The 18,387-nt window shown below is 56.8% G+C and carries 22 protein-coding genes and 1 tRNA gene; 7 read left to right on the top strand and 16 right to left on the bottom strand.

Annotated elements, in window-relative coordinates; all coding sequences use genetic code 11:
- Positions 1 to 46 precede the first annotated feature (46 nt).
- Together infC and thrS are read right to left on the bottom strand one after the other, a co-directional pair.
- The gene (gene infC / locus M5G26_RS21180; protein ID WP_170947229.1) at positions 47 to 598 is read right to left on the bottom strand and encodes a translation initiation factor IF-3; all 552 of its coding nucleotides are present in this window, start codon (positions 596 to 598) and stop codon (positions 47 to 49) included.
- Positions 598 to 2,520, bottom strand: coding sequence for a threonine--tRNA ligase (gene thrS / locus M5G26_RS21175; RefSeq protein ID WP_273916383.1), 1,923 nt, complete (start codon positions 2,518 to 2,520; stop codon positions 598 to 600). The genes infC and thrS overlap by 1 nt, the downstream gene beginning before the upstream one ends.
- Positions 2,521 to 2,891: 371 nt before the next feature.
- On the opposite strand from thrS, the gene M5G26_RS21170 reads away from it, so the two are divergent.
- Both M5G26_RS21170 and M5G26_RS21165 read left to right on the top strand, forming a co-directional pair.
- Positions 2,892 to 3,194: a hypothetical protein gene (locus M5G26_RS21170; protein ID WP_064116781.1), complete on the top strand. Its 303-nt coding sequence runs from the start codon at positions 2,892 to 2,894 to the stop codon at positions 3,192 to 3,194.
- Positions 3,195 to 3,482: 288 nt separating this feature from the next.
- Positions 3,483 to 3,695, top strand: a complete 213-nt coding sequence (locus M5G26_RS21165) for a cold-shock protein (protein WP_003179963.1) — start codon at positions 3,483 to 3,485, stop codon at positions 3,693 to 3,695.
- A gap of 72 nt (positions 3,696 to 3,767) precedes the next feature.
- On the opposite strand, the gene M5G26_RS21160 is transcribed toward M5G26_RS21165, so the two are convergent.
- Together M5G26_RS21160 and M5G26_RS21155 are read right to left on the bottom strand one after the other, a co-directional pair.
- A complete protein-coding gene (locus tag M5G26_RS21160; protein ID WP_038364645.1) occupies positions 3,768 to 4,085 on the bottom strand; it encodes an I78 family peptidase inhibitor in 318 nt (105 codons plus the stop codon).
- A 169-nt stretch (positions 4,086 to 4,254) separates the two neighbouring features.
- Entirely contained in the window at positions 4,255 to 4,560 is a 306-nt protein-coding gene (locus M5G26_RS21155; protein ID WP_273916382.1) for a hypothetical protein, read from the bottom strand.
- A 131-nt stretch (positions 4,561 to 4,691) separates the two neighbouring features.
- Here M5G26_RS21155 and M5G26_RS21150 point away from each other — a divergent pair, with 131 nt between their 5' ends.
- Positions 4,692 to 4,904: a hypothetical protein gene (locus tag M5G26_RS21150; protein ID WP_134174242.1), complete on the top strand. Its 213-nt coding sequence runs from the start codon at positions 4,692 to 4,694 to the stop codon at positions 4,902 to 4,904.
- A gap of 32 nt (positions 4,905 to 4,936) precedes the next feature.
- Here the strand turns inward: M5G26_RS21150 and M5G26_RS21145 are convergent, their stop codons facing one another.
- From M5G26_RS21145 to M5G26_RS21110, 8 genes are all read right to left on the bottom strand, one after another.
- A complete protein-coding gene (locus M5G26_RS21145) occupies positions 4,937 to 5,965 on the bottom strand; it encodes a nucleoside hydrolase (protein ID WP_038364641.1) in 1,029 nt (342 codons plus the stop codon).
- Positions 5,966 to 5,995: 30 nt separating this feature from the next.
- On the bottom strand, positions 5,996 to 6,400 hold the full coding sequence (gene rbsD, locus M5G26_RS21140) for a D-ribose pyranase (protein WP_038364638.1): 405 nt from the start codon (positions 6,398 to 6,400) through the stop codon (positions 5,996 to 5,998).
- Positions 6,397 to 7,314 (bottom strand): ribokinase, encoded by a 918-nt coding sequence (gene rbsK / locus M5G26_RS21135; RefSeq protein WP_150694485.1) that lies wholly within the window; start codon positions 7,312 to 7,314, stop codon positions 6,397 to 6,399. Before rbsK ends, rbsD begins: the two co-directional genes overlap by 4 nt.
- 24 nt (positions 7,315 to 7,338) lie before the next feature.
- Positions 7,339 to 8,358, bottom strand: coding sequence for a LacI family DNA-binding transcriptional regulator (locus M5G26_RS21130; RefSeq protein ID WP_150694486.1), 1,020 nt, complete (start codon positions 8,356 to 8,358; stop codon positions 7,339 to 7,341).
- A 3-nt stretch (positions 8,359 to 8,361) separates the two neighbouring features.
- On the bottom strand, positions 8,362 to 9,339 hold the full coding sequence (locus tag M5G26_RS21125) for an ABC transporter permease (protein WP_007913478.1): 978 nt from the start codon (positions 9,337 to 9,339) through the stop codon (positions 8,362 to 8,364).
- Positions 9,336 to 10,889: a sugar ABC transporter ATP-binding protein gene (locus M5G26_RS21120; protein WP_273916381.1), complete on the bottom strand. Its 1,554-nt coding sequence runs from the start codon at positions 10,887 to 10,889 to the stop codon at positions 9,336 to 9,338. Before M5G26_RS21120 ends, M5G26_RS21125 begins: the two co-directional genes overlap by 4 nt.
- Positions 10,890 to 10,945: 56 nt before the next feature.
- A complete protein-coding gene (locus M5G26_RS21115) occupies positions 10,946 to 11,902 on the bottom strand; it encodes a sugar ABC transporter substrate-binding protein (protein WP_016984936.1) in 957 nt (318 codons plus the stop codon).
- A 202-nt stretch (positions 11,903 to 12,104) separates the two neighbouring features.
- Positions 12,105 to 12,551, bottom strand: coding sequence for a hypothetical protein (locus tag M5G26_RS21110; RefSeq protein WP_134174252.1), 447 nt, complete (start codon positions 12,549 to 12,551; stop codon positions 12,105 to 12,107).
- Positions 12,552 to 12,900: 349 nt separating this feature from the next.
- Here M5G26_RS21110 and M5G26_RS21105 point away from each other — a divergent pair, with 349 nt between their 5' ends.
- The 3 genes from M5G26_RS21105 to M5G26_RS21095 all read left to right on the top strand — a co-directional run bounded on the left by M5G26_RS21105 (position 12,901) and on the right by M5G26_RS21095 (position 15,151).
- On the top strand, positions 12,901 to 13,989 hold the full coding sequence (locus tag M5G26_RS21105) for an asparaginase (protein WP_134174254.1): 1,089 nt from the start codon (positions 12,901 to 12,903) through the stop codon (positions 13,987 to 13,989).
- A gap of 198 nt (positions 13,990 to 14,187) precedes the next feature.
- The gene (locus M5G26_RS21100) at positions 14,188 to 14,457 is read left to right on the top strand and encodes a DUF1654 domain-containing protein (RefSeq protein WP_166219800.1); all 270 of its coding nucleotides are present in this window, start codon (positions 14,188 to 14,190) and stop codon (positions 14,455 to 14,457) included.
- Between the two features lie 4 nt (positions 14,458 to 14,461).
- Complete coding sequence (locus tag M5G26_RS21095) at positions 14,462 to 15,151, top strand: endonuclease (RefSeq protein WP_034152754.1); 690 nt, start codon at positions 14,462 to 14,464, stop codon at positions 15,149 to 15,151.
- A 52-nt stretch (positions 15,152 to 15,203) separates the two neighbouring features.
- On the opposite strand, the gene M5G26_RS21090 is transcribed toward M5G26_RS21095, so the two are convergent.
- Both M5G26_RS21090 and M5G26_RS21085 read right to left on the bottom strand, forming a co-directional pair.
- A complete protein-coding gene (locus M5G26_RS21090) occupies positions 15,204 to 16,106 on the bottom strand; it encodes a siderophore-interacting protein (RefSeq protein ID WP_273916380.1) in 903 nt (300 codons plus the stop codon).
- A gap of 87 nt (positions 16,107 to 16,193) precedes the next feature.
- Positions 16,194 to 16,559 carry an SPOR domain-containing protein gene (locus M5G26_RS21085; RefSeq protein ID WP_273916379.1) on the bottom strand — a complete coding sequence of 122 codons (366 nt, stop codon included), beginning with the start codon at positions 16,557 to 16,559 and terminating at the stop codon, positions 16,194 to 16,196.
- A 250-nt stretch (positions 16,560 to 16,809) separates the two neighbouring features.
- Between M5G26_RS21085 and csrA the strand changes: the two genes are divergently transcribed.
- A complete protein-coding gene (csrA, locus tag M5G26_RS21080) occupies positions 16,810 to 17,004 on the top strand; it encodes a carbon storage regulator CsrA (RefSeq protein WP_003179932.1) in 195 nt (64 codons plus the stop codon).
- A 218-nt stretch (positions 17,005 to 17,222) separates the two neighbouring features.
- On the opposite strand, the gene M5G26_RS21075 is transcribed toward csrA, so the two are convergent.
- Together M5G26_RS21075 and M5G26_RS21070 are read right to left on the bottom strand one after the other, a co-directional pair.
- Positions 17,223 to 17,678: a DUF2214 family protein gene (locus tag M5G26_RS21075; RefSeq protein ID WP_150694611.1), complete on the bottom strand. Its 456-nt coding sequence runs from the start codon at positions 17,676 to 17,678 to the stop codon at positions 17,223 to 17,225.
- 616 nt (positions 17,679 to 18,294) lie between these two features.
- Positions 18,295 to 18,371: transfer RNA gene (locus M5G26_RS21070), tRNA-Val, on the bottom strand.
- Positions 18,372 to 18,387 lie beyond the last annotated feature (16 nt).

The following is an 18,387-nucleotide window of genomic DNA, read 5'->3' as shown; positions in this document are numbered from 1 at the left end:
CATTCAGTTGATAAACATAATCAGAAGGCCTGCCGTGCCCTGTTGATTACTTCTTCTTTTTCGGGGCGATGACCATGATCAGCTGGCGTCCTTCCATCTTAGGATGCTGTTCGACCGAACCGTACTCGAGCAGGTCAGCTTCAACCCGCTTGAGGAGTTCCATCCCCAGCTCCTGGTGGGCCATCTCACGGCCGCGGAATCGCAAGGATACCTTGGCCCTGTCCCCATCACTCAGGAAACGTACCAGGTTGCGCAGTTTTACCTGGTAATCCCCTTCCTCCGTCCCTGGACGAAACTTGATTTCTTTTACCTGAATCTGCTTCTGGTTTTTCTTGGCTGCGGCAACCTGTTTCTTCTTCTCGAAGATCGATTTGCCGTAGTCCATCAGTTTGCAAACAGGGGGTACTGCATCGGCGGAAATTTCCACCAAATCCAGTTTGGCCTCTTCAGCCTTAAGAAGCGCGTCTTCAATTGACACAATCCCAAGCTGTTCACCTTCAGCGCCAATTAACCGAACCTCGCGTGCCGAGATATTCTCGTTGATCGGGGCTTTCGGTGCAGCTCGTTTATCTTGTCTCATTTCACGCTTAATAATAATTACTCCGAATCTGGGCGACCACGCCGGGAAACCGCTTGCGCGAGAAACTCAGCGAACTGGGCGACGGGCATCGAGCCCAGGTCAGCACCTTCACGAGTACGCACAGCGACAGTCTGCATCTCGACTTCCTTATCTCCGATAACCAAAAGATAAGGAACCTTGAGCAAAGTATGCTCGCGGATTTTAAAGCCGATCTTTTCATTTCTCAAGTCGGACTTGGCACGAAATCCGCTTTCGTTGAGAGTTTTTTCAACTTCTGCAACAAAATCTGCCTGTTTATCAGTGATATTCATGATCACCGCCTGGGTCGGCGCGAGCCACGCAGGGAACGCACCTTCGTAGTGCTCGATCAGAATCCCGACGAAACGCTCGAAGGAACCGAGGATCGCACGGTGCAACATCACTGGGTGTTTGCGGCTGTTGTCTTCGGAGACGTATTCAGCGCCCAAACGGACAGGCAGGTTAAAATCGAGCTGCAGAGTACCACATTGCCAGACCCGACCAAGGCAGTCTTTCAGTGAGAACTCGATCTTCGGACCGTAGAACGCACCTTCGCCCGGCTGCAGATCGTACGGCAGGCCCGCAGAATCAAGGGCCGCAGCCAATGCAGCTTCAGCGCGATCCCACAGTTCGTCGGAACCGACGCGTTTTTCCGGACGAGTGGACAGTTTCATCTCGACATCGGTGAAACCGAAGTCGCGATAAACGTCCATGGTCAGTTTGATGAACGCAGCGGATTCGGCCTGCATCTGCTCTTCGGTGCAGAAGATGTGGGCGTCGTCCTGAGTGAACGCACGTACGCGCATGATGCCGTGCAGCGCACCCGACGGCTCGTTACGGTGGCAGGCACCGAACTCGGCCAGACGCATCGGCAGCTCGCGGTAGCTCTTCAGGCCCTGGTTGAACACCTGCACGTGGCATGGGCAGTTCATTGGCTTGATGGCGTAGTCGCGGTTTTCCGACTGCGTGGTGAACATGTTGTCGGCGTAGTTGGCCCAGTGCCCGGATTTCTCCCACAGGCTGCGGTCAACGACTTGCGGCGTCTTGATCTCAAGATAGCCGTTGTCGCGCTGGATCTTGCGCATGTACTGCTCGAGTACCTGGTACAGAGTCCAGCCGTTCGGGTGCCAGAACACCATGCCCGGGGATTCTTCCTGGGTGTGGAACAGGCCCAGACGCTTGCCGATCTTGCGGTGATCGCGCTTTTCAGCTTCTTCGATGCGCTGAATGTAAGCCGCCAGCTGCTTCTTGTCGGCCCAAGCGGTGCCGTAAACGCGCTGCAATTGCTCGTTCTTGGCGTCGCCACGCCAGTAGGCGCCCGACAGTTTGGTCAGCTTGAAGGATTTCAGGAGGCGTGTGTTCGGCACGTGCGGGCCACGGCACATGTCGACGTATTCTTCGTGATAGTACAGACCCATGGCCTGTTCGTTCGGCATGTCCTCGACCAGGCGCAACTTGTAGTCTTCGCCACGGGCCTTGAACACTTCGATCACTTCGGCACGCGGAGTGACTTTCTTGATGACGTCGTAATCTTTTTCGATCAGCTGTTGCATGCGCTGTTCGATAGCGGCCATGTCGTCCGGAGTAAAAGGACGCTCGAAGGCGATGTCGTAATAGAAGCCTTCGTCGATGACCGGCCCGATGACCATTTTCGCAGTCGGGTACAGCTGCTTGACCGCGTGGCCAACCAGGTGAGCGCAAGAGTGGCGAATGATCTCCAGCCCCTCTTCATCCTTAGGCGTGATGATTTGCAGGGTCGCGTCGCTGCTGATGATGTCGCTGGCGTCGACCAGTTGACCATTGACCTTGCCGGCCAGAGTAGCTTTGGCCAGACCGGCACCAATGGATGCGGCGACCTCGGCTACGGAAACCGGGTGATCGAATGAACGTTGACTGCCGTCGGGAAGAGTAATAGTTGGCATGGCGCCTCCTCTCCTAGTGGTGACCCCTACCAAAGGTCACGTGGGTTGGGATGAGCCAGTACAAGATCCGATCCAGGCCATTCAATGACGAACGCCTGCCTTACAGCGGCAGGAGCCTTGCGGCCAACCGGAAAACCGAACCAGAGTGACTGGGATTCAAATCGAAATATTCGCACGTTGACCGCTGCCGGGACTGAAGGTCATCCGGAGCCTTAGAACGCTTGAGCCCGGCATGCTAGCACAGATGAGCGGTCACTTATGCCTCTGTTTGATCGGAAGGCAAATCGTCTGTTTTTATGCCAGAGTGCTGAACTTGATTGGCCTTTCAGCCCTCAGATAACAAGACATTGACCCACAAGGAGCATCCTCGCATGCGTCTGAATACCCTGTTCGCCGTAGTCGCCCCCCTCGTTATGCTGCTGCCGCTGAGCGCCCACGCCGATTGGCCGAAGGGCGAGCGCGAGAAGTACATGGCGCAGTGCACCCAGGCGGCTACTCCGCAAATTGGTGCCGCCGCGGCCAAATCGCACTGCGCTTGTGGCGCTGATGCCATCAAGTCCTATCCTGCTGCTGACATTCAGGCGCTGATGGACAACAAGGCCACCCCTGAATTGCAACAGAAAGCGTTGGGCCAAATTGCCAAATGCAAGGCAAATACCCCGGCTAAAAAGTGATCAAAAAGGTCTTTTGAGTCGGCTCAGCGCCTCTAAAAATGGCTGAATTTGAGCCTTTTCGGAGGATTTATGCAGGTTTTACAGGTTTTTTTATCGTCTTTACGTTCCGCTCAAAGCCTTGTAAACCGGGGCTTTCAGCAGAAACAGGCAGTAAAGAAAACACGACTGATTGGCAAACAGCACGTCCGGGGGGCTACCAAAGCGAACATTTCGACTATGATACCCGGGTGTGCCCAGTTGGCCTGAGCAGCACAGTACTGAAAAATATATGTTTCTTGGAGATACACCATGTCTAATCGCCAAACCGGCACCGTTAAGTGGTTCAACGATGAAAAAGGCTTCGGCTTCATCACTCCTCAAGGTGGCGGTGACGACCTGTTCGTACACTTCAAAGCTATCGAATCCGACGGTTTCAAAAGCCTGAAAGAAGGCCAGACCGTATCCTTCGTGGCTGAGAAAGGCCAAAAGGGTATGCAAGCTGCACAGGTTCGCCCAGAGTAATTTCTCGGCGCACTAAAAAAACCCCGTCCATGTGACGGGGTTTTTTATGCCTGCAACAAAAGGGCTGTCTGATTAGCCGCAGTTGACGCGAGTGATCACCAGATTGTTGTCGGTGTTCAGATTCAAGCGATCCGAGCGGTACTCGAGCGTGATCATGTCATTCGGCTTGAGAAAGCGGGCATTCTGCGCCCCGGCTTTGGCACGCGCCTGCTCCAGCAATTCCGGCGAAGCTTTCTTGCCGATGGCGAACTCCGCCGCCGTTGCTTCACAGCGGCTGTGACCGGCTTCGGTCGCCGCAGATTCCTTTGCCGACTCGCTGGAGGTCGTGCTGCAACCGGCCAACATGGCAGCGGCCATAAGGGCACCCAGTGTCGCGAACTTCAAAGGCATGAAGCCTCCTTGTTTTCAAAATGGTTAAGCTGAGATCGTGCGACCGCCATTCCGGCGTTTGGTTTCACGGCCAAGGCCATCACCCTGCCCCACGATTGGAAAAACGCCGAGTGTGCCTGAGCGGCATGCGTCACTTCATCAATCAATCGTGACTGAATATTAACGGCGCTCAGTAGACGTCGATGTAGTCATACGGTGGATTCGGCCAGTTATCCTTCAGCGCATTGAAAATCTGCATCACCCACACCTCGTCACTGGCCGCGACATTGCCCACGTAGCCCGAGCCCTTGGCCCAGGTTTCCAGGCGAAACAGCAAACCGTCGATATCCTGCCCACCGGTAATGCCGGAAGAAATGTAAGCGATACCGCCCTTGGTCACGCGCAGTTGCGTGTGTTCGTCATCACTGGCCGAGGCAAGCAACTGGCGCACAGCGTCGAGCGTGAGGCCGTCAGGGGTGTTCAAATCGATCTGCACAGCACGATCCTTGAAAAGCCTTAAAAGACCAAGTGTCGCATAGCGCTCCGCTCATGCCTAAGTCGCAGTGCCAAATGCCCGACAAAATGGTTAACTCGAATCCAGGATCTTCCGACTTTTCGAGCATTCTCATGACCACCATCAGCATCGACGCCGCCATTAATGCCAACTGGACAGACGGACACAGCTCTTACAGCCCGGGAACCACCGAGGAGCTTGCGCTGATTGGTATCGATCTATTGGTCAAGGAGTTGGGCACTGAAGCGGCCAAGCACTACATCAAGCAGATTCTCGAGCGTTACCCGACCGAACAGGTCGCGCATAAACACGCAGAGAAGGGATAAAACCCGCAGGCTGGCACCTGCGGGCGAATGATTTACTTCAGACGTTTCAGACGCTCGGTCAGCAAGTCAAAGAAACCCTGCGCATCGCCATTTTCAACCCAGAAGGCGTTCTTGGGTGCCTTCAGGCCGTCGTACCAATCGACTATGGTCTGGCCGAAAGTCGGCCCTTCGCGGCTATCAACAACCACATTCACCGAACGGCCGGTGAACAGCTCCGGCTTGAGCAAGTAAGCCACGACGGTCGCGTCATGCACCGGGCCACCCGGAATACCGTAGTGCTCCATGTCGCCCTTGATGTACTCGTTGAGGATATCGCCGACTATCTTGCTGGCGTTGTTGTTCAGCGCAGCGATCTGCTTCAGGCGTGCGTCACTGGTGAGGATCTTGTGCGTCACGTCCAGCGGCAGGTAAGTCAGTTTCACGCCGCTTTTCAGCACGACTTCAGCCGCTTGCGGGTCAGCAAACAGGTTGAATTCGGCCACCGGAGTGATGTTGCCGCCATTGAAGTGCGCACCGCCCATGATCACCACTTCCTTGATGCCCTGAACGATTTCAGGCTCCTGGATCAGGGCCAGCGCCAGGTTGGTCTGCGGACCGAGCATGGCGATGGTGATGCTGTGCGGCTTGGCTTTTTTCAGGGTATCGATCAGATAGTTGACGGCATTACCTTCAGCCAGACCCTTTTTTGGTTCGTGCACGGTGACACCCGACAGGCCTTCCTTGCCATGGATGTTCTCGGCGTAGATAGGGGTGCGCATCAGCGGCTTCGGCGCACCGGCATAAACCGGTACGTCTTCGCGCCCTGCCCACTCGCGAGCCAGCCGTGCGTTACGCGACGTCTTGTCGAGGCGCACGTTGCCGGCTACGGTGGTCAGCGCGCGAATGTTCAGTTCGTCCGGCGAGGCCAGCGCGAACAGCAAAGCCACTACGTCGTCGGCCCCCGGGTCGGTGTCGATGATCAGATCGATTTTTTCCGCCGCGTGAGCGCCGGTCGCAGAGATAACGGACAAAAGCAGCAGGCTCCGTAGCAGTTGGTGCAGTTTCTGAGCATAGCGTTGCATGGCGCATTCCTTGTGCTTGTAAATCAAAAGTTAAAAGGTGACTCCAGCGACCAGCACGATGTTGCAGTACGGCTGGCATTCGCCTGTACGAACAATCGCCCGAGCCTGTCGGCTGAGCACCTTGAATTGCTCATGACTGAGCAGATCGCGACGCCCCAGAGCGCCCTCTTCATTCAACGCGTCCAGCGCAGTCAGTGCGGTCGGTTGCTTGTCGAAGATTTCTTTGGCCAACGCATGGCTTTCCACCTGCATCTCGCTGAGCACGACCTTCAGGGTGCTGACGAAATCCGGGACGCCGTGGGTCAGCGCCAGATCAATCAGCTCGACACCCGGCGGCACTGGCAGCCCGGCATCACCAATCACCACCATGTCGCCATGGCCCAGGGACGCGATCAGCCGCGACAATGCGACGTTAAGCAGAGGAGTCTTTTTCATGCGGGTTTAAAGGCCTGTACGTCGGATTGGGTTGGAATGGACGGTTGCGCACCGGCGCGAGTTACAGACAGCGCGGCGGCAATCTGCCCGTAGCGAATCGCCTCGGCCTCGGATTTGCCATTGGCCAGCGCCGCCGCAAAGCCACCGACAAAAGTGTCTCCGGCGGCGGTGGTGTCGACAGCCTTCACTTTCGGCGCAGGGAAATGCTCAAAGCTCTGACCGTTAGCGAACAGCGAACCTTGAGCACCGAGGGTAATGATGACTTTACCCGCCCCCATAGTGATCAGTTGGCTGGCGGCACTTTCTGCGCTTTCCAGCGAGTCCACCGGCAATCCGCTCAACACGGTCGCTTCGCTCTCGTTGGGGATCAGGTAATCGATCGCGGCAAACCAGTCTGCCGGCAGTGCACGACTGGCCGGGGCCGGATTGAGGATGACGATTTTGCCCAGTGCACGCGCACGCTTGAGCGCATGTCCCACCGTGGCATCCGGAATTTCGAGCTGGCAGATAATCACGTCGGCGGCTTGCAACACTGCATCAAACCGGTCGATCACTGCGGGCGTCATTGCGCCGTTGGCGCCGGCGACGATGACAATGGCGTTCTGACTGTTGTCATCGACCACGATCAATGCCACACCACTGGAATCAGCGACTGTGCTGACGGCCTGACAATCGATCTGCTCGGCCAACAAGGCGTCACGCAATTGCACGCCATAGTCGTCATTGCCAACGCAGCCGACCATTGCCACCTGTGCGCCCAAACGCGCGGCGGCCACCGCCTGATTGGCGCCCTTGCCACCGGAAACCGTGGCAAAGGAATGACCGATCAGCGTTTCACCGCCTACCGGCAGCCGCGGCGCCCGGGTCACCAGATCCATGTTCAGGCTGCCTATTACCACTACATTTGCTGGCATACATCATTACTCGTCAATTCGGTTTCAGCGGTATTCGGTGAACACGCCGGACAACGGTGCGGTGGATTCGCGCAAGACAATACTCGGGGTCACGATTCGCTGATCAGTCCCCAGATTCGGCGAAGCAATCCGTCGCAGCAACACCTCGGCGGCCATCTCACCCAGTTGCAGGATCGACTGCCCCACCGTAGTGAGTGCCGGATACACGTAGCGACTCATCTGGATATCGTCGAAGCCGATCACTGACAGCTCGCTCGGCACGCGAACATTGCGCTCCGCCGCCGCACGCAGCACGCCGATACCGATCATGTCGTTACCGGCAAAAATCGCGCTCGGCGGATTGCTTTCCAGCAGCGCCGCCGCCGCGTTGTACCCGCCAGTACTGGTGAAATCACTTTCCAGCATGCGCTCCTGGCGGACCTCAACGCCCGCCTCCTTCAGTGCCCGGCAATATCCGGCCAGACGCATCTGCGCCACGCTGGTACTGGCCGGACCGCCAATAGTGGCAATGTCGCGATGACCCAATTCCAGCAAGTGCCGGGTCGCGAGGTAAGCGCCATATTCGTGATCGATGCGCACCAGATCGGCATCGACGCCGTCCAGACCTCGGTCGACGATGACCATAGGCGTTTTCACGCCAGCCAGCCCTTGCGCCAGACCGCTGTCACCACCCGCGGAAGCAACGATCAGACCGTCGATGCGCTTCTCCAGCAATACGCGCAAATAGCTACGCTGCTTGTCGGGGTTGTCGTCGGAGTTGCAAAGGATCACGCAGTAGCCGTTACGCTCGCAGTAATCCTCGATGCCCCGCGCCAGTTCCGCGAAGTACGGGTTGAGACTGTTCGGCACCAGCAGGCCGATGGTTGCAGTGGTCTTAGCCTTCAGCGAACGCGCCACCGCGCTCGGCACATAGTCGAGGCTCTTGATCGCAGCCTCGACTTTCAGCCGCACCTCCTGACTGACCGGCCGGGTGTTGTTCACTACATGCGACACCGTCGTGTAGGAAATTCCCGCGAGGGCTGCCACATCCTTGATCGTTGCCATGTCTTAGCCCCGGCGACTGGCGCGTTGACTGCGATAAGTATCAAGCACTACCGCGATCACAATCACCGCACCGGTGATGATACGTTTGGTCGGCTCGGTCGCGCCGATCTGCGCCAGACCCGCCGCCAGTACCGAGATGATCAACACGCCAAAGAACGTGCTGATCACCGAACCGCGTCCGCCCATCAGGCTGGTACCGCCGATCACCACCGCGGCGATCACTTGCAGCTCCAGACCGGAACCGGCGTTCGGGTCAGCGGCTTCCAGACGGGAAATCTGAAACAGCGCGGCGATACCGGCCAGCAGGCCCATCAGGCTGAACACCAGAATCTTGTAGGGTTTCGGATTGATCCCCGCAAGACGCACCGCCTCTTCGTTGGTACCGATGCCGATCAGGTAGCGACCGAATACGGTGCGAGTCAAAACCGCTTGAGCAATGATGATCACCAGCAAGGCAATAATGAACGACGGCGAGATGCCAAACGCGATCGGGTTCGACAGCCAGGCGAACGAATCACCGATGTACGCGGTGCGCGATCCGGTCATCTGATACGCCAGACCCCGAGCCATTTCCAGCACACCCAGAGAGACGATGAACGATGGAATCCGCCACGCCACGGTGATCGAACCGGTAACGGTGCCGGCAAGTGCCGCCACGGCCATGCCGAGCAACGCTGACGGCAACACGCCCCAGCCCCAACCGAGAATGGCGACGCTGACTGTCGAAGCGGCCAGTGCCAGTACCGAGCCCACCGACAGGTCGATGCCGCCGATGATCAACACGAAGGTCATGCCGACCGCCAGCACCATCAGATCAGGGATCTGGTTGGCCAACGTACTGAAGGTGTTATACGACAGAAAGTGGCTGCTCAAGACCGAGAACAGCGCAATCATCGCCAGCAACGCACCGGCCAGGCCCAGATAAGTGCCCAGACCATAGAAGTTGCCACTACGTTTGCCGGCAGGAGATGCAGTTTTCATGGGAGATCCCTAGGCGCCGCTTCGTTGAGCAACGCATCACGTTTTTGGTAGCCGGCGAACGCGGCGGCAAGCAAATCATCCTGGGTCCAGCTATCGCGCTCGAAGGTGTCGATCAAGCGCCCTGCCGACAGCACGCCGATGCGGTCGCAAATCAGCATCAGTTCACGCAGGTCACTGGACACCACCACCAACGCTTTGCCCTGGCGCGTCAGTTCGCCGAGCAAGGCATAAATGTCGAACTTGGCGCCGACGTCGATGCCGCGGGTCGGCTCGTCGAACAGCAGCACCGAACAGTCGCGCTCCAGCCAGCGGCCTATCACGACTTTCTGCTGGTTGCCGCCGGACAGTTCTGAAACCAGTTGTGTCGGACTTGAACTGCGGATGCGCATGGCGTCGATCTGACGCTGCGCCAGAGCGATCTCGTCGCCGCTATTGACGACACCGCCACTGGAAATCTCCGGCATGTTGCCGAGCGCGATGTTGGCGCTGATCGACTGACTCAGCAGCAGGCCTTCACCCTTGCGATCCTCGGTGATCAACGCGATACCGTTGCGCACGGCATCGACTGGCGAGCGCACACTGACGACTTTCGCTGGCGAGCCGAGGGCAATGCTGCCGCTGTCGGCAACGTCTGCGCCGAAGATCAGTCGCAGCAGCTCCGTGCGCCCTGCCCCGATCAGCCCGGAAATTCCGAAGATCTCGCCGGCACGCACTTCGAAGGAGACATCGCGCACTTTGTCGGAGCGAGTCAAACCCGTGACAGTCAGCGCCGGAGCACCGATCTTGCGCGGGCCCATGTCGATATGTTCGCCCAGTTCACGACCGACCATCAGCGTAACCAGTTGCTCGCTGTTGTAATTGGCCATCGGCTCGACGCAGACCAGATTGCCGTCACGCAATACGGCAATGCGCTGTGCGACTCGGGCCAGCTCTTCGAGGCGGTGGGAAATGTAGATGATCGAAACGCCGCGCGCCTGCAATCGGGTGATCTGCTCAAAGAGCATTTCGACTTCACGCGCCGTAAGCATCGCGGTCGGCTCATCGAGAATAAGCACATGGCAATCGCCAATCAGGTTACGGGCGATTTCGACCATCTGCTGATGCCCGATCCCCAACTCGCCGACCAGCGTATCCGGATCGATCGCGTCGAGACCGACCTGCGCCATGGCTTCGATCGCGGCTTTGCGCAACTGCTTGCGGCTGATCCAGCCACCGTTGCTTGGCAGATTGTCGAGAAACAGGTTTTCCGCGACCGACAATGTCGGCAACAGATTGAGTTCTTGCATGACCATACGCACGCCGAGGTCTTCAGCCTGGGTGCGACTGCCCGGTCGATAGTCCTTGCCGTGGAATTGCATCTGGCCGGTGGTCGGCGTGACCAGTCCGCCAATGATCTTCGACAGGGTACTTTTGCCGGCACCATTCTCGCCGGTCAGCGCCAGTACTTCACCGCGCATCAGCGTCAGATCGATGCCGGTGAGCACCGGTTGCGCATAGGTCTTACCGATACCGCTGACCGAGAGGACAGCGTTCGGGGCGGAAACTGACATAAAAACTCTCCATGCGCTCGCCCGGACGGACGAGCGCCGTTGTGTCGCCAGAAGACTTACTTGGTGACCAGCTCGACCGGGGTTTCGATCACGCCGTTGGCGCCGCTGTCGACTTTCTCGCCCTTGATGATTTTCAGCGCGGTTTCGATGCCGAACACAGCTTGCTTGGCAGCGAACTGGTCAGCCGTGGCCAACACGCGGCCGTCCTTCAACATTGGCTTGATGGCATTGATGTTGTCGTAACCGACGACCTGAACCTGACCGGCCTTGCCAGCGGCACGCACTGCGGAAACCGCACCTACAGCCATGCTGTCGTTGCCGGCCAGCAATGCTTTGACGTCCGGGTATTCGCTGAGGATCGACGCGGCAACCTTGTTGCCTTTGTCGATTTCCCAGTCACCGGATTGCAGCGAAACGATCTTGATCTGCGCAGCGTCCATCGCATCTTTGAAGCCAGCGGTACGTTGCTGAGCGTTGGTCGTGGTGGACACACCTTCAATGATGCCGACTTCATCGCCGGCCTTGAGCTGCTTGGCCAGGTATTCACCGACCAGACGCGCACCTTTACGATTGTCCGGGCCTACGAAGGGCACGCTGATGTTTTTGCTTTTGACGATGGCTGGATCAAGCTGATTGTCGATGTTGATCACGGTGATGCCGGCATCGACGGCTTTCTTGATCACCGGCACCATGGCCTTGGAATCGGAAGGCGCGATTACCAGTGCATTGACCTTGGCCAGAATCATCTGCTCGACGATGCGGGTCTGGCCAGCAGTGTCGGTTTCATCCTTGATGCCGTTGGAGATCAGGTCGAAATCGGCGGAGTGTTCTTTCTGGTAGGCCTTGGCGCCATCTTCCATGGTCAGGAAGAATTCGTTGGCCAAAGACTTCATGACCAGCGCGACTTTAGGTTTTTCGGCGGATTCGGCGAATGCCGAGGAGACAGGTAGTGCGGCGGCTGTGGCAGCCAGCATAGCGACAGCAAGAAGACGTCCAGCGAATGGCAGCTTCATGGGTTCACTCCGATCTTATGATTATTGTGAGCAACGCTTGCGCTGGCGTAAGCTAACTCGCTTTCTTCCGGGCCATACAATACCGGGAAAGCCGCGCAAACGTTTGCGTAGACCGAACTATGCGAATCCCGCCGACATTTGTCAACAATCAGAAATCTTCATTTTTTGTAGGGCGAATCGGTCCGACTCGCCCCTTCGCTGCTTATGCCGTGGTGCTGACCAAATTTCCGCTGGTGGAACTCTTGGACATTTCCTTGACCAATGCACCCGCCACTTCTGCCATCGCGGCACTGGTTTGCGCGATCTGCCCCTGAATGGACATGACCGCCTGCGATTTCGCTTCGGGCGTCGGATAGGCTTTAGCTTGTGCCGCTGCCAGTTGCTGTTGCTGCTCCTGAAGTTGCTTCTGCAATTCCTGCATGCGCTTGAGCAGCATCTTGACGGTAACGCTCAGGTTACTGCCGCTTTCAGCCTTGCTGTCTTCTTGCGCAGCACCACCGGTTCTGACCTGATTGCTCTCATCTTTCTCAGTGCCCAGTGCCTCGGTTGAAGCATCCGCTTCCGCCTCGCTCATTGCATTGATAGTCGCTGCGGTTTTGCCGCCGATCGTGACCGCACCAGGATTTGAAAAACCGACCGTCAGTGACATGTGAACTCCCTAAAATTCAGTTTCCTTGAACACCCATCGGCCCGCGCGTGGGTTTCTTTAGCAGAAAAACCGAAACCGGCAACCCGAATCACTCGACAAAAGCAGTAGTCCCTTTCGGAGAGCCGAACGCGAAAGCGCCCATTGTTCGGAAACCCGGATAAACGATTCATCGCGCGATTTTCAAACTCATAAAAACTTGATGTAAATCATCAAGTTAAACATTTCTCTGACGCAAAGTACGGCTGGTACAGATCCTGCTCCCTTCACCGCACTCCGGGCATTCAGATCGGCTTGGAGTGCATCTAGATGAACCTGCATCAGCACCGTCTCACTACTAGAGAGAAAAATAATGAAATCTGCTTTCAACACTTTGGTTCCGGGCGCTTTGGCCCTCCTCCTGCTCCTGCCCACCGCCCTTCAGGCGAAAGAAGTCGAAACCCAGACCAAGCTCGCGAACGTTGTGGTACTTGCCACGGGCGGCACCATTGCCGGTGCTGGCGCTAGTGCTGCCAACAGCGCCACCTATCAGGCGGCCAAGGTCGGCGTCGAACAATTGATCGCCGGCATTCCCGAACTGAGCAAACTGGCGAACGTGCGTGGCGAACAAGTCATGCAGATTGCCTCGGAAAGCATCACCAACGAAAATCTGCTGCAGTTGGGTCGTCGCGTGGCCGAACTGGCTGATAGCAAAGACGTCGACGGCATCGTCATCACCCATGGCACCGACACCCTTGAGGAAACCGCTTACTTCCTCAATCTGGTGGAAAAAACTGACAAACCGATCATCGTGGTCGGCTCGATGCGTCCGGGCACCGCCATGTCCGCCGATGGCATGCTCAACCTGTACAACGCCGTGGCCGTGGCCAGCAGCAAAGAAGCACACGGCAAAGGCGTACTGGTGACCATGAACGATGAAATCCAGTCCGGTCGCGACGTCAGCAAAATGATCAACATCAAGACCGAGGCGTTCAAAAGTGCCTGGGGCCCACTGGGCATGGTGGTTGAAGGCAAATCCTACTGGTTCCGCTTGCCAGCCAAGCGTCACACCATGGACTCGGAATTCGACATCAAAAACATCAAGAGTCTTCCTGACGTAGAAATCGCTTATTCCTACGGCAACGTCAGCGATACTGCCTACAAGGCTTTCGCCCAATCCGGTGCCAAGGCCATCATCCATGCCGGCACCGGTAACGGCTCGGTATCCTCCCGCGTGGTTCCAGCCCTGCAAGCGCTGCGCAAGGATGGCGTGCAAATCATTCGTTCGTCCCACGTCAACGCTGGCGGCTTCGTTCTGCGTAACGCCGAGCAGCCTGACGACAAATACGACTGGGTTGTCGCTCACGACCTGAACCCGCAAAAGGCCCGCATCCTGGCAATGGTCGCTTTGACCAAAACCAATGACAGCAAAGAGCTGCAACGGATGTTCTGGGAATACTGATTCGCCTTCGCCCAATCAATTCTCGATCGGGCACCCTGCGCACCACTCGCCCAATGGGCGGGTAGTGCCTCGCTTACATCGCTCTCGCACTTTTCCCACAAAAAATTCGACACGCCCTACACCAAAATCGGAAAAACGCTGTCAGAGGATTTTCTTGAATTTTAAGCAGTTGCGAAAATGCTTACAGTTAAATACTGTATGCACGTACAGCTTAATAAGGATAACCTCGTGGCCACCTCCCCTGATGCTCCTGACGCTTACGAACGCATGGGCATGCGCGTTCAGAAAATCATCAATTCCCCCACTGCCCAAAAAGCCAAAGCCGCACTGATCTTCCGTCTGCCGGACGAGCCGATGGACGAATGGGAACGCCTGCTCGAGGAAATCGACGAGAACGACAACGTTACCCTCGCCTATCGCGACGACGGTGGCGTGCAGATTTTTTGGGTCGTACCGAAGGAAGATTGATTCAATGAGTGTCCGCTGTTTTGCTTTGCTGCTTTTGTTCATCGCCATGGGTGCCCAGGCTGGCGCACCCCGCACATTTACCGAAGCCAAGAAGGTCGCCTGGAAGCTGTATGCGCCGCAGTCCACAGAGTTTTATTGCGGGTGCAAGTACACTGGCAACAAGGTGGATCTGAAGGCGTGCGGTTACGTACCGCGCAAGAATGCCAAGCGTGCGTCACGTATTGAATGGGAACACATCGTGCCTGCCTGGCAGTTCGGCCATCAGCGTCAGTGCTGGCAGGAAGGTGGACGCAAGAACTGCACGCGTTACGACCCAAGCTATCAGAAAGCTGAAGCCGATCTGCATAACCTGGTGCCGAGTATTGGCGAGGTCAACGGAGACCGCAGCAACTTCAGCTACGGATGGCTGCCGGTGCAGTCCGGGCAGTATGGCTCGTGCCTGACCCAGGTCGACTTCAAGGCGAAGAAAGTCATGCCTCGCCCGTCGATTCGCGGCATGATCGCCCGGACTTACTTCTACATGAGCAAGCAATACGGCTTGCGTCTGTCGAAACAGGATCGGCAATTGTACGAAGCGTGGGACAAGACTTACCCGGTGCAGGACTGGGAGCGTCAGCGCAATCAAAGCGTGGCGTGCGTGATGGGACGCGGCAATGAATTTGTCGGCCCGGTGAACATGAAAGCCTGCGGTTGATCGACCGCTGGAAAAAAGGCCTCGAACGTCATGTCCGAGGCCTTTTTTGTGGCTAGCTGCCCGCCTTGTTGTAACGCCAGTAGCCCATCAGATTGAGCGACTCCCGCGCGATTCCGCACTCTTTGATCAGGTACCTGCGCAGGCTCATCACTGCTGCGCTTTCTCCAGCGATCCAGCCATAGAAGCCTTCACTGGCTGTCTCGGCTATCTCCCAAAGAATCTCTTTGTCGATATCGACCTCGGCCAACTCGACAGCCTGGCCGATGGATGAGGCATGAATAGGTGGAATGGCTTTCTCTACCGCCGCCACCATCAACGTACCGGCGCTAGCCTGGTCCCGGATCAGCCACTGCACCGTCAGCCCGGGCAAATCGGGAGCTGCCAGCATATCCTCAACACTGTCGACTTCGAAAAACGCCTGCATCAGGGGTGGTTCGGCCATAGCGGCCAACTCATCGAGAATGCCCATGGCCGCCGGTAGCGCCGTGCCGTCGGCGACCAGCAGAAGCTGTTTGAGGGACTGCGGCGGCTTCCATTCGAATCCTCCGGCGTCCAGCGCTGAAAAGCGGCAATCCGGAGCGAGAATCTGCATCGAATCACCGGGCTGCGCCCGAAGCGCCCAACGCGAAGCCGGTCCGGTTTCACCGTGCAGGACGAAATCGATATCCACTTCGCCTTGTTCGGCCCGCAAATGGCGAATGGTGTAAGTGCGCATCGCCGGACGTCGATCGGCAATCATTGCCTTGAAGCGGGCGTACCAACCCTCGCCCTGAGCAAGCCTGGCAGGCGAACCATCAGCTGCAGGAAAAAACAGTTTCACCCTTTGATCCGGCGCCCAGGTGGCCATTTCTTTAACAGCAGGACTGGCCAGCGTGATCCGCATCATGTGCGGGCTGAGTAAGGTTTTGCGATGCAGGATGACGTCGAACAGCTTGTAAGGATTGGCGGAGGCCATGCGGAGCTCCTTCGGAAAATCGTGACTGACTCGTATAAGACGAGCCACATCCGAGGTCCTTTAGGTTGCTCCGCTGAAACGCAGCGTTTACGGCGTGAGCGGGTGCTCGATCACCACCGACTCAATATTCTGCTTCTTGGCTTTCACCAGAGCGGCATCCACTTGTACTTTTCGGGCTTCAGCTTCGGCTTGCGAGTTGAAAGGACCAATCAGAATTCGTGCTTTGCCACTGCTGTCCTTGATCACCGTAGGTACGAAGGCGTGCTCGATCAACCAGCCGCTCAGGTCGCTGACAGCCTGCGGGGTTTCGCCGCGCACTTCGAGATCCCACTGTGGTGCCGCCGCAGCCGGCGCCGTGACTACAGCCGATTGTGGTTTTGCTGCGTCTGCATTCTTGCCTTCACCACACCCAGCCAACACCAGTGCCGCGACCAACCAAACCAATTTGCGCACAACGCTTTCCTCGAAATTCTCAAAGCCGCGATCTTATCATTCATAAATACTTCGCGAGGCCCGCAAAATGGGCACAAAACAACGAGATTGATGGTTGCAGCCTCTGTATAGTTACGCCCTGGGAATTAATGCCGCTTCTGCGCGTCAGAAAGAGGCACCCAAACCGTGAGACTTCGCACTAATCTATACGTACCACCGACCTCTGCACTGTCTGAATCAGGTGCCCTACAAAGCAATCAAGGAGAAGACCATGCTGATACTCACCCGCAAAGTCGGTGAAAGCATAAACATCGGTGATGACATCACTATCACCATTCTGGGCGTAAGCGGCCAACAGGTCCGCATTGGTATCAACGCTCCGAAAAACGTTGCAGTGCACCGTGAAGAGATTTACCAGCGCATTCAGGCTGGCCTGACCGCCCCGGACAAGCCACAAACTCCCTGAGCCAAATCGCAGTCAGTAGCCAGTCCGTTTACCTTGTGGAATGACTGGCTAGAGATTCACGCGCCGTTTTGCCATCCGCTCCCCAAGCTCCTTGGGCACGGCGCCTGACACATGATCCTTCCGCGTTACCCTCCCGCCCTTTCTGCTGATCGATACTACCGAGCATTCTCAAGGCTGGCTGTCGGACATTTCCGATAGAGCGAAGGGAATTCGCCTTCCTACCCGAACGTCACACCACGTGCCATGCCTGTAGCTGCAACCATCATCAGCACCAGTAGCAGCGCTTCGACGTGACTGATGCGTGCAAACAACTTTGCTCTCCCGGTATCGAGTACCGCCCCCCGCGCCTTGGCGATCCGCCATTTGATCAGCGTGATCATCGGCGCAAGCTCCATCAACAGAATCAGAACGAACAGCGTCATCTTCAGGTGAAACAGCGGCTGATGAAGATAATAGTCAGTGCCTTTTTCGTAACCGCCAAAGGCACGCATCCCGCCGGTGATCAACAAGATCAGCGCGCAAATGCCCCAGAGATTGTCAGCCAGCAGAACCCGCCCGGCCTCCCCCGTCCCGGCCGCCAGGCGACTGAACGCCGTCCCACGCGTCAGTACCGCCCAAAAACCCAAGGCAAATGCCAGCAGATGAACAGCTGCAAGAAACCAATGAACCAGCATCGATACACCCTCATCAGAAAGAGTTGAAAATCGGCCAGTCAGTAGTAGTCGAAAAAACAAGGATTTGCCTGCGAGTAATCGCCAGGCAATCACGAAGCATCGAGAGGGAAATGAAGCGAAAAAGCCAAATCGCAGGCAAAAAAAATCCCAAGCAGCTGATGGAAGCTTGGGATTTAAAAATGCATAAACCGTGGTGGTGAACGCGGGGCGAATGTTACTTAATTCCACGAACAGTAACAACGCTTTTTTGATAACTGGCTGGTTAGTAACACTCGTAACCTGTTCAATATCCACACTTTTTCAAAGGGCGATGGCGACGAACGGTGAATCGTCAGCCAACTGCCTGACCCGACGACGCAGAAATTCGATCATGGGTGGGAGGCACGACGAAGACTTGCGCACGCCATTCAGCAAGGACCGCTAAACGGTGAAGCACGACTCGCGGTGGATCAACAGGCCTCGCATGGAATTTCGAATGCCCTGAGATCGACTAAACGCGAAGTCCAGCTGGCGCCCTGAGGAGGGGTTTTGCAAAAGTTTTGCAAATCGCAGACAACAAAAAAGGGCCCACCTTTCGGTGAGCCCTTCTAGACCGCCCAGCAGAGCGGATTTTGTTTGGTAGGCGCGATTGGACTCGAACCAACGACCCCCACCATGTCAAGGTGGTGCTCTAACCAACTGAGCTACGTGCCTGCTGTGAGGCGGCATT

Origin of the sequence: Pseudomonas sp. TNT2022 ID642 (genome assembly GCF_028656995.1) — a bacterium.
In the GTDB taxonomy this organism is placed as follows: Bacteria; Pseudomonadota; Gammaproteobacteria; order Pseudomonadales; family Pseudomonadaceae; genus Aquipseudomonas.
The sequence above is the reverse complement of the archived record's forward strand: the minus strand, read 5'-3'. Positions and strand labels throughout refer to the sequence as shown.

Excerpts from the sequence above, each read along its gene's own strand:
- thrS (WP_273916383.1), bottom strand. The coding sequence starts at position 2,520 with ATGCCAACTATTACTCTTCCCGACGGCAGTCAACGTTCATTCGATCAC.
- M5G26_RS21170 (WP_064116781.1), top strand. The coding sequence starts at position 2,892 with ATGCGTCTGAATACCCTGTTCGCCGTAGTCGCCCCCCTCGTTATGCTG.
- M5G26_RS21165 (WP_003179963.1), top strand. The coding sequence starts at position 3,483 with ATGTCTAATCGCCAAACCGGCACCGTTAAGTGGTTCAACGATGAAAAA.
- M5G26_RS21160 (WP_038364645.1), bottom strand. The coding sequence starts at position 4,085 with ATGCCTTTGAAGTTCGCGACACTGGGTGCCCTTATGGCCGCTGCCATG.
- M5G26_RS21150 (WP_134174242.1), top strand. The coding sequence starts at position 4,692 with ATGACCACCATCAGCATCGACGCCGCCATTAATGCCAACTGGACAGAC.
- M5G26_RS21145 (WP_038364641.1), bottom strand. The coding sequence starts at position 5,965 with ATGCAACGCTATGCTCAGAAACTGCACCAACTGCTACGGAGCCTGCTG.
- rbsD (WP_038364638.1), bottom strand. The coding sequence starts at position 6,400 with ATGAAAAAGACTCCTCTGCTTAACGTCGCATTGTCGCGGCTGATCGCG.
- rbsK (WP_150694485.1), bottom strand. The coding sequence starts at position 7,314 with ATGCCAGCAAATGTAGTGGTAATAGGCAGCCTGAACATGGATCTGGTG.
- M5G26_RS21130 (WP_150694486.1), bottom strand. The coding sequence starts at position 8,358 with ATGGCAACGATCAAGGATGTGGCAGCCCTCGCGGGAATTTCCTACACG.
- M5G26_RS21125 (WP_007913478.1), bottom strand. The coding sequence starts at position 9,339 with ATGAAAACTGCATCTCCTGCCGGCAAACGTAGTGGCAACTTCTATGGT.
- M5G26_RS21120 (WP_273916381.1), bottom strand. The coding sequence starts at position 10,889 with ATGTCAGTTTCCGCCCCGAACGCTGTCCTCTCGGTCAGCGGTATCGGT.
- M5G26_RS21115 (WP_016984936.1), bottom strand. The coding sequence starts at position 11,902 with ATGAAGCTGCCATTCGCTGGACGTCTTCTTGCTGTCGCTATGCTGGCT.
- M5G26_RS21110 (WP_134174252.1), bottom strand. The coding sequence starts at position 12,551 with ATGTCACTGACGGTCGGTTTTTCAAATCCTGGTGCGGTCACGATCGGC.
- M5G26_RS21105 (WP_134174254.1), top strand. The coding sequence starts at position 12,901 with ATGAAATCTGCTTTCAACACTTTGGTTCCGGGCGCTTTGGCCCTCCTC.
- M5G26_RS21100 (WP_166219800.1), top strand. The coding sequence starts at position 14,188 with ATGCACGTACAGCTTAATAAGGATAACCTCGTGGCCACCTCCCCTGAT.
- M5G26_RS21095 (WP_034152754.1), top strand. The coding sequence starts at position 14,462 with ATGAGTGTCCGCTGTTTTGCTTTGCTGCTTTTGTTCATCGCCATGGGT.
- M5G26_RS21090 (WP_273916380.1), bottom strand. The coding sequence starts at position 16,106 with ATGGCCTCCGCCAATCCTTACAAGCTGTTCGACGTCATCCTGCATCGC.
- csrA (WP_003179932.1), top strand. The coding sequence starts at position 16,810 with ATGCTGATACTCACCCGCAAAGTCGGTGAAAGCATAAACATCGGTGAT.
- M5G26_RS21075 (WP_150694611.1), bottom strand. The coding sequence starts at position 17,678 with ATGCTGGTTCATTGGTTTCTTGCAGCTGTTCATCTGCTGGCATTTGCC.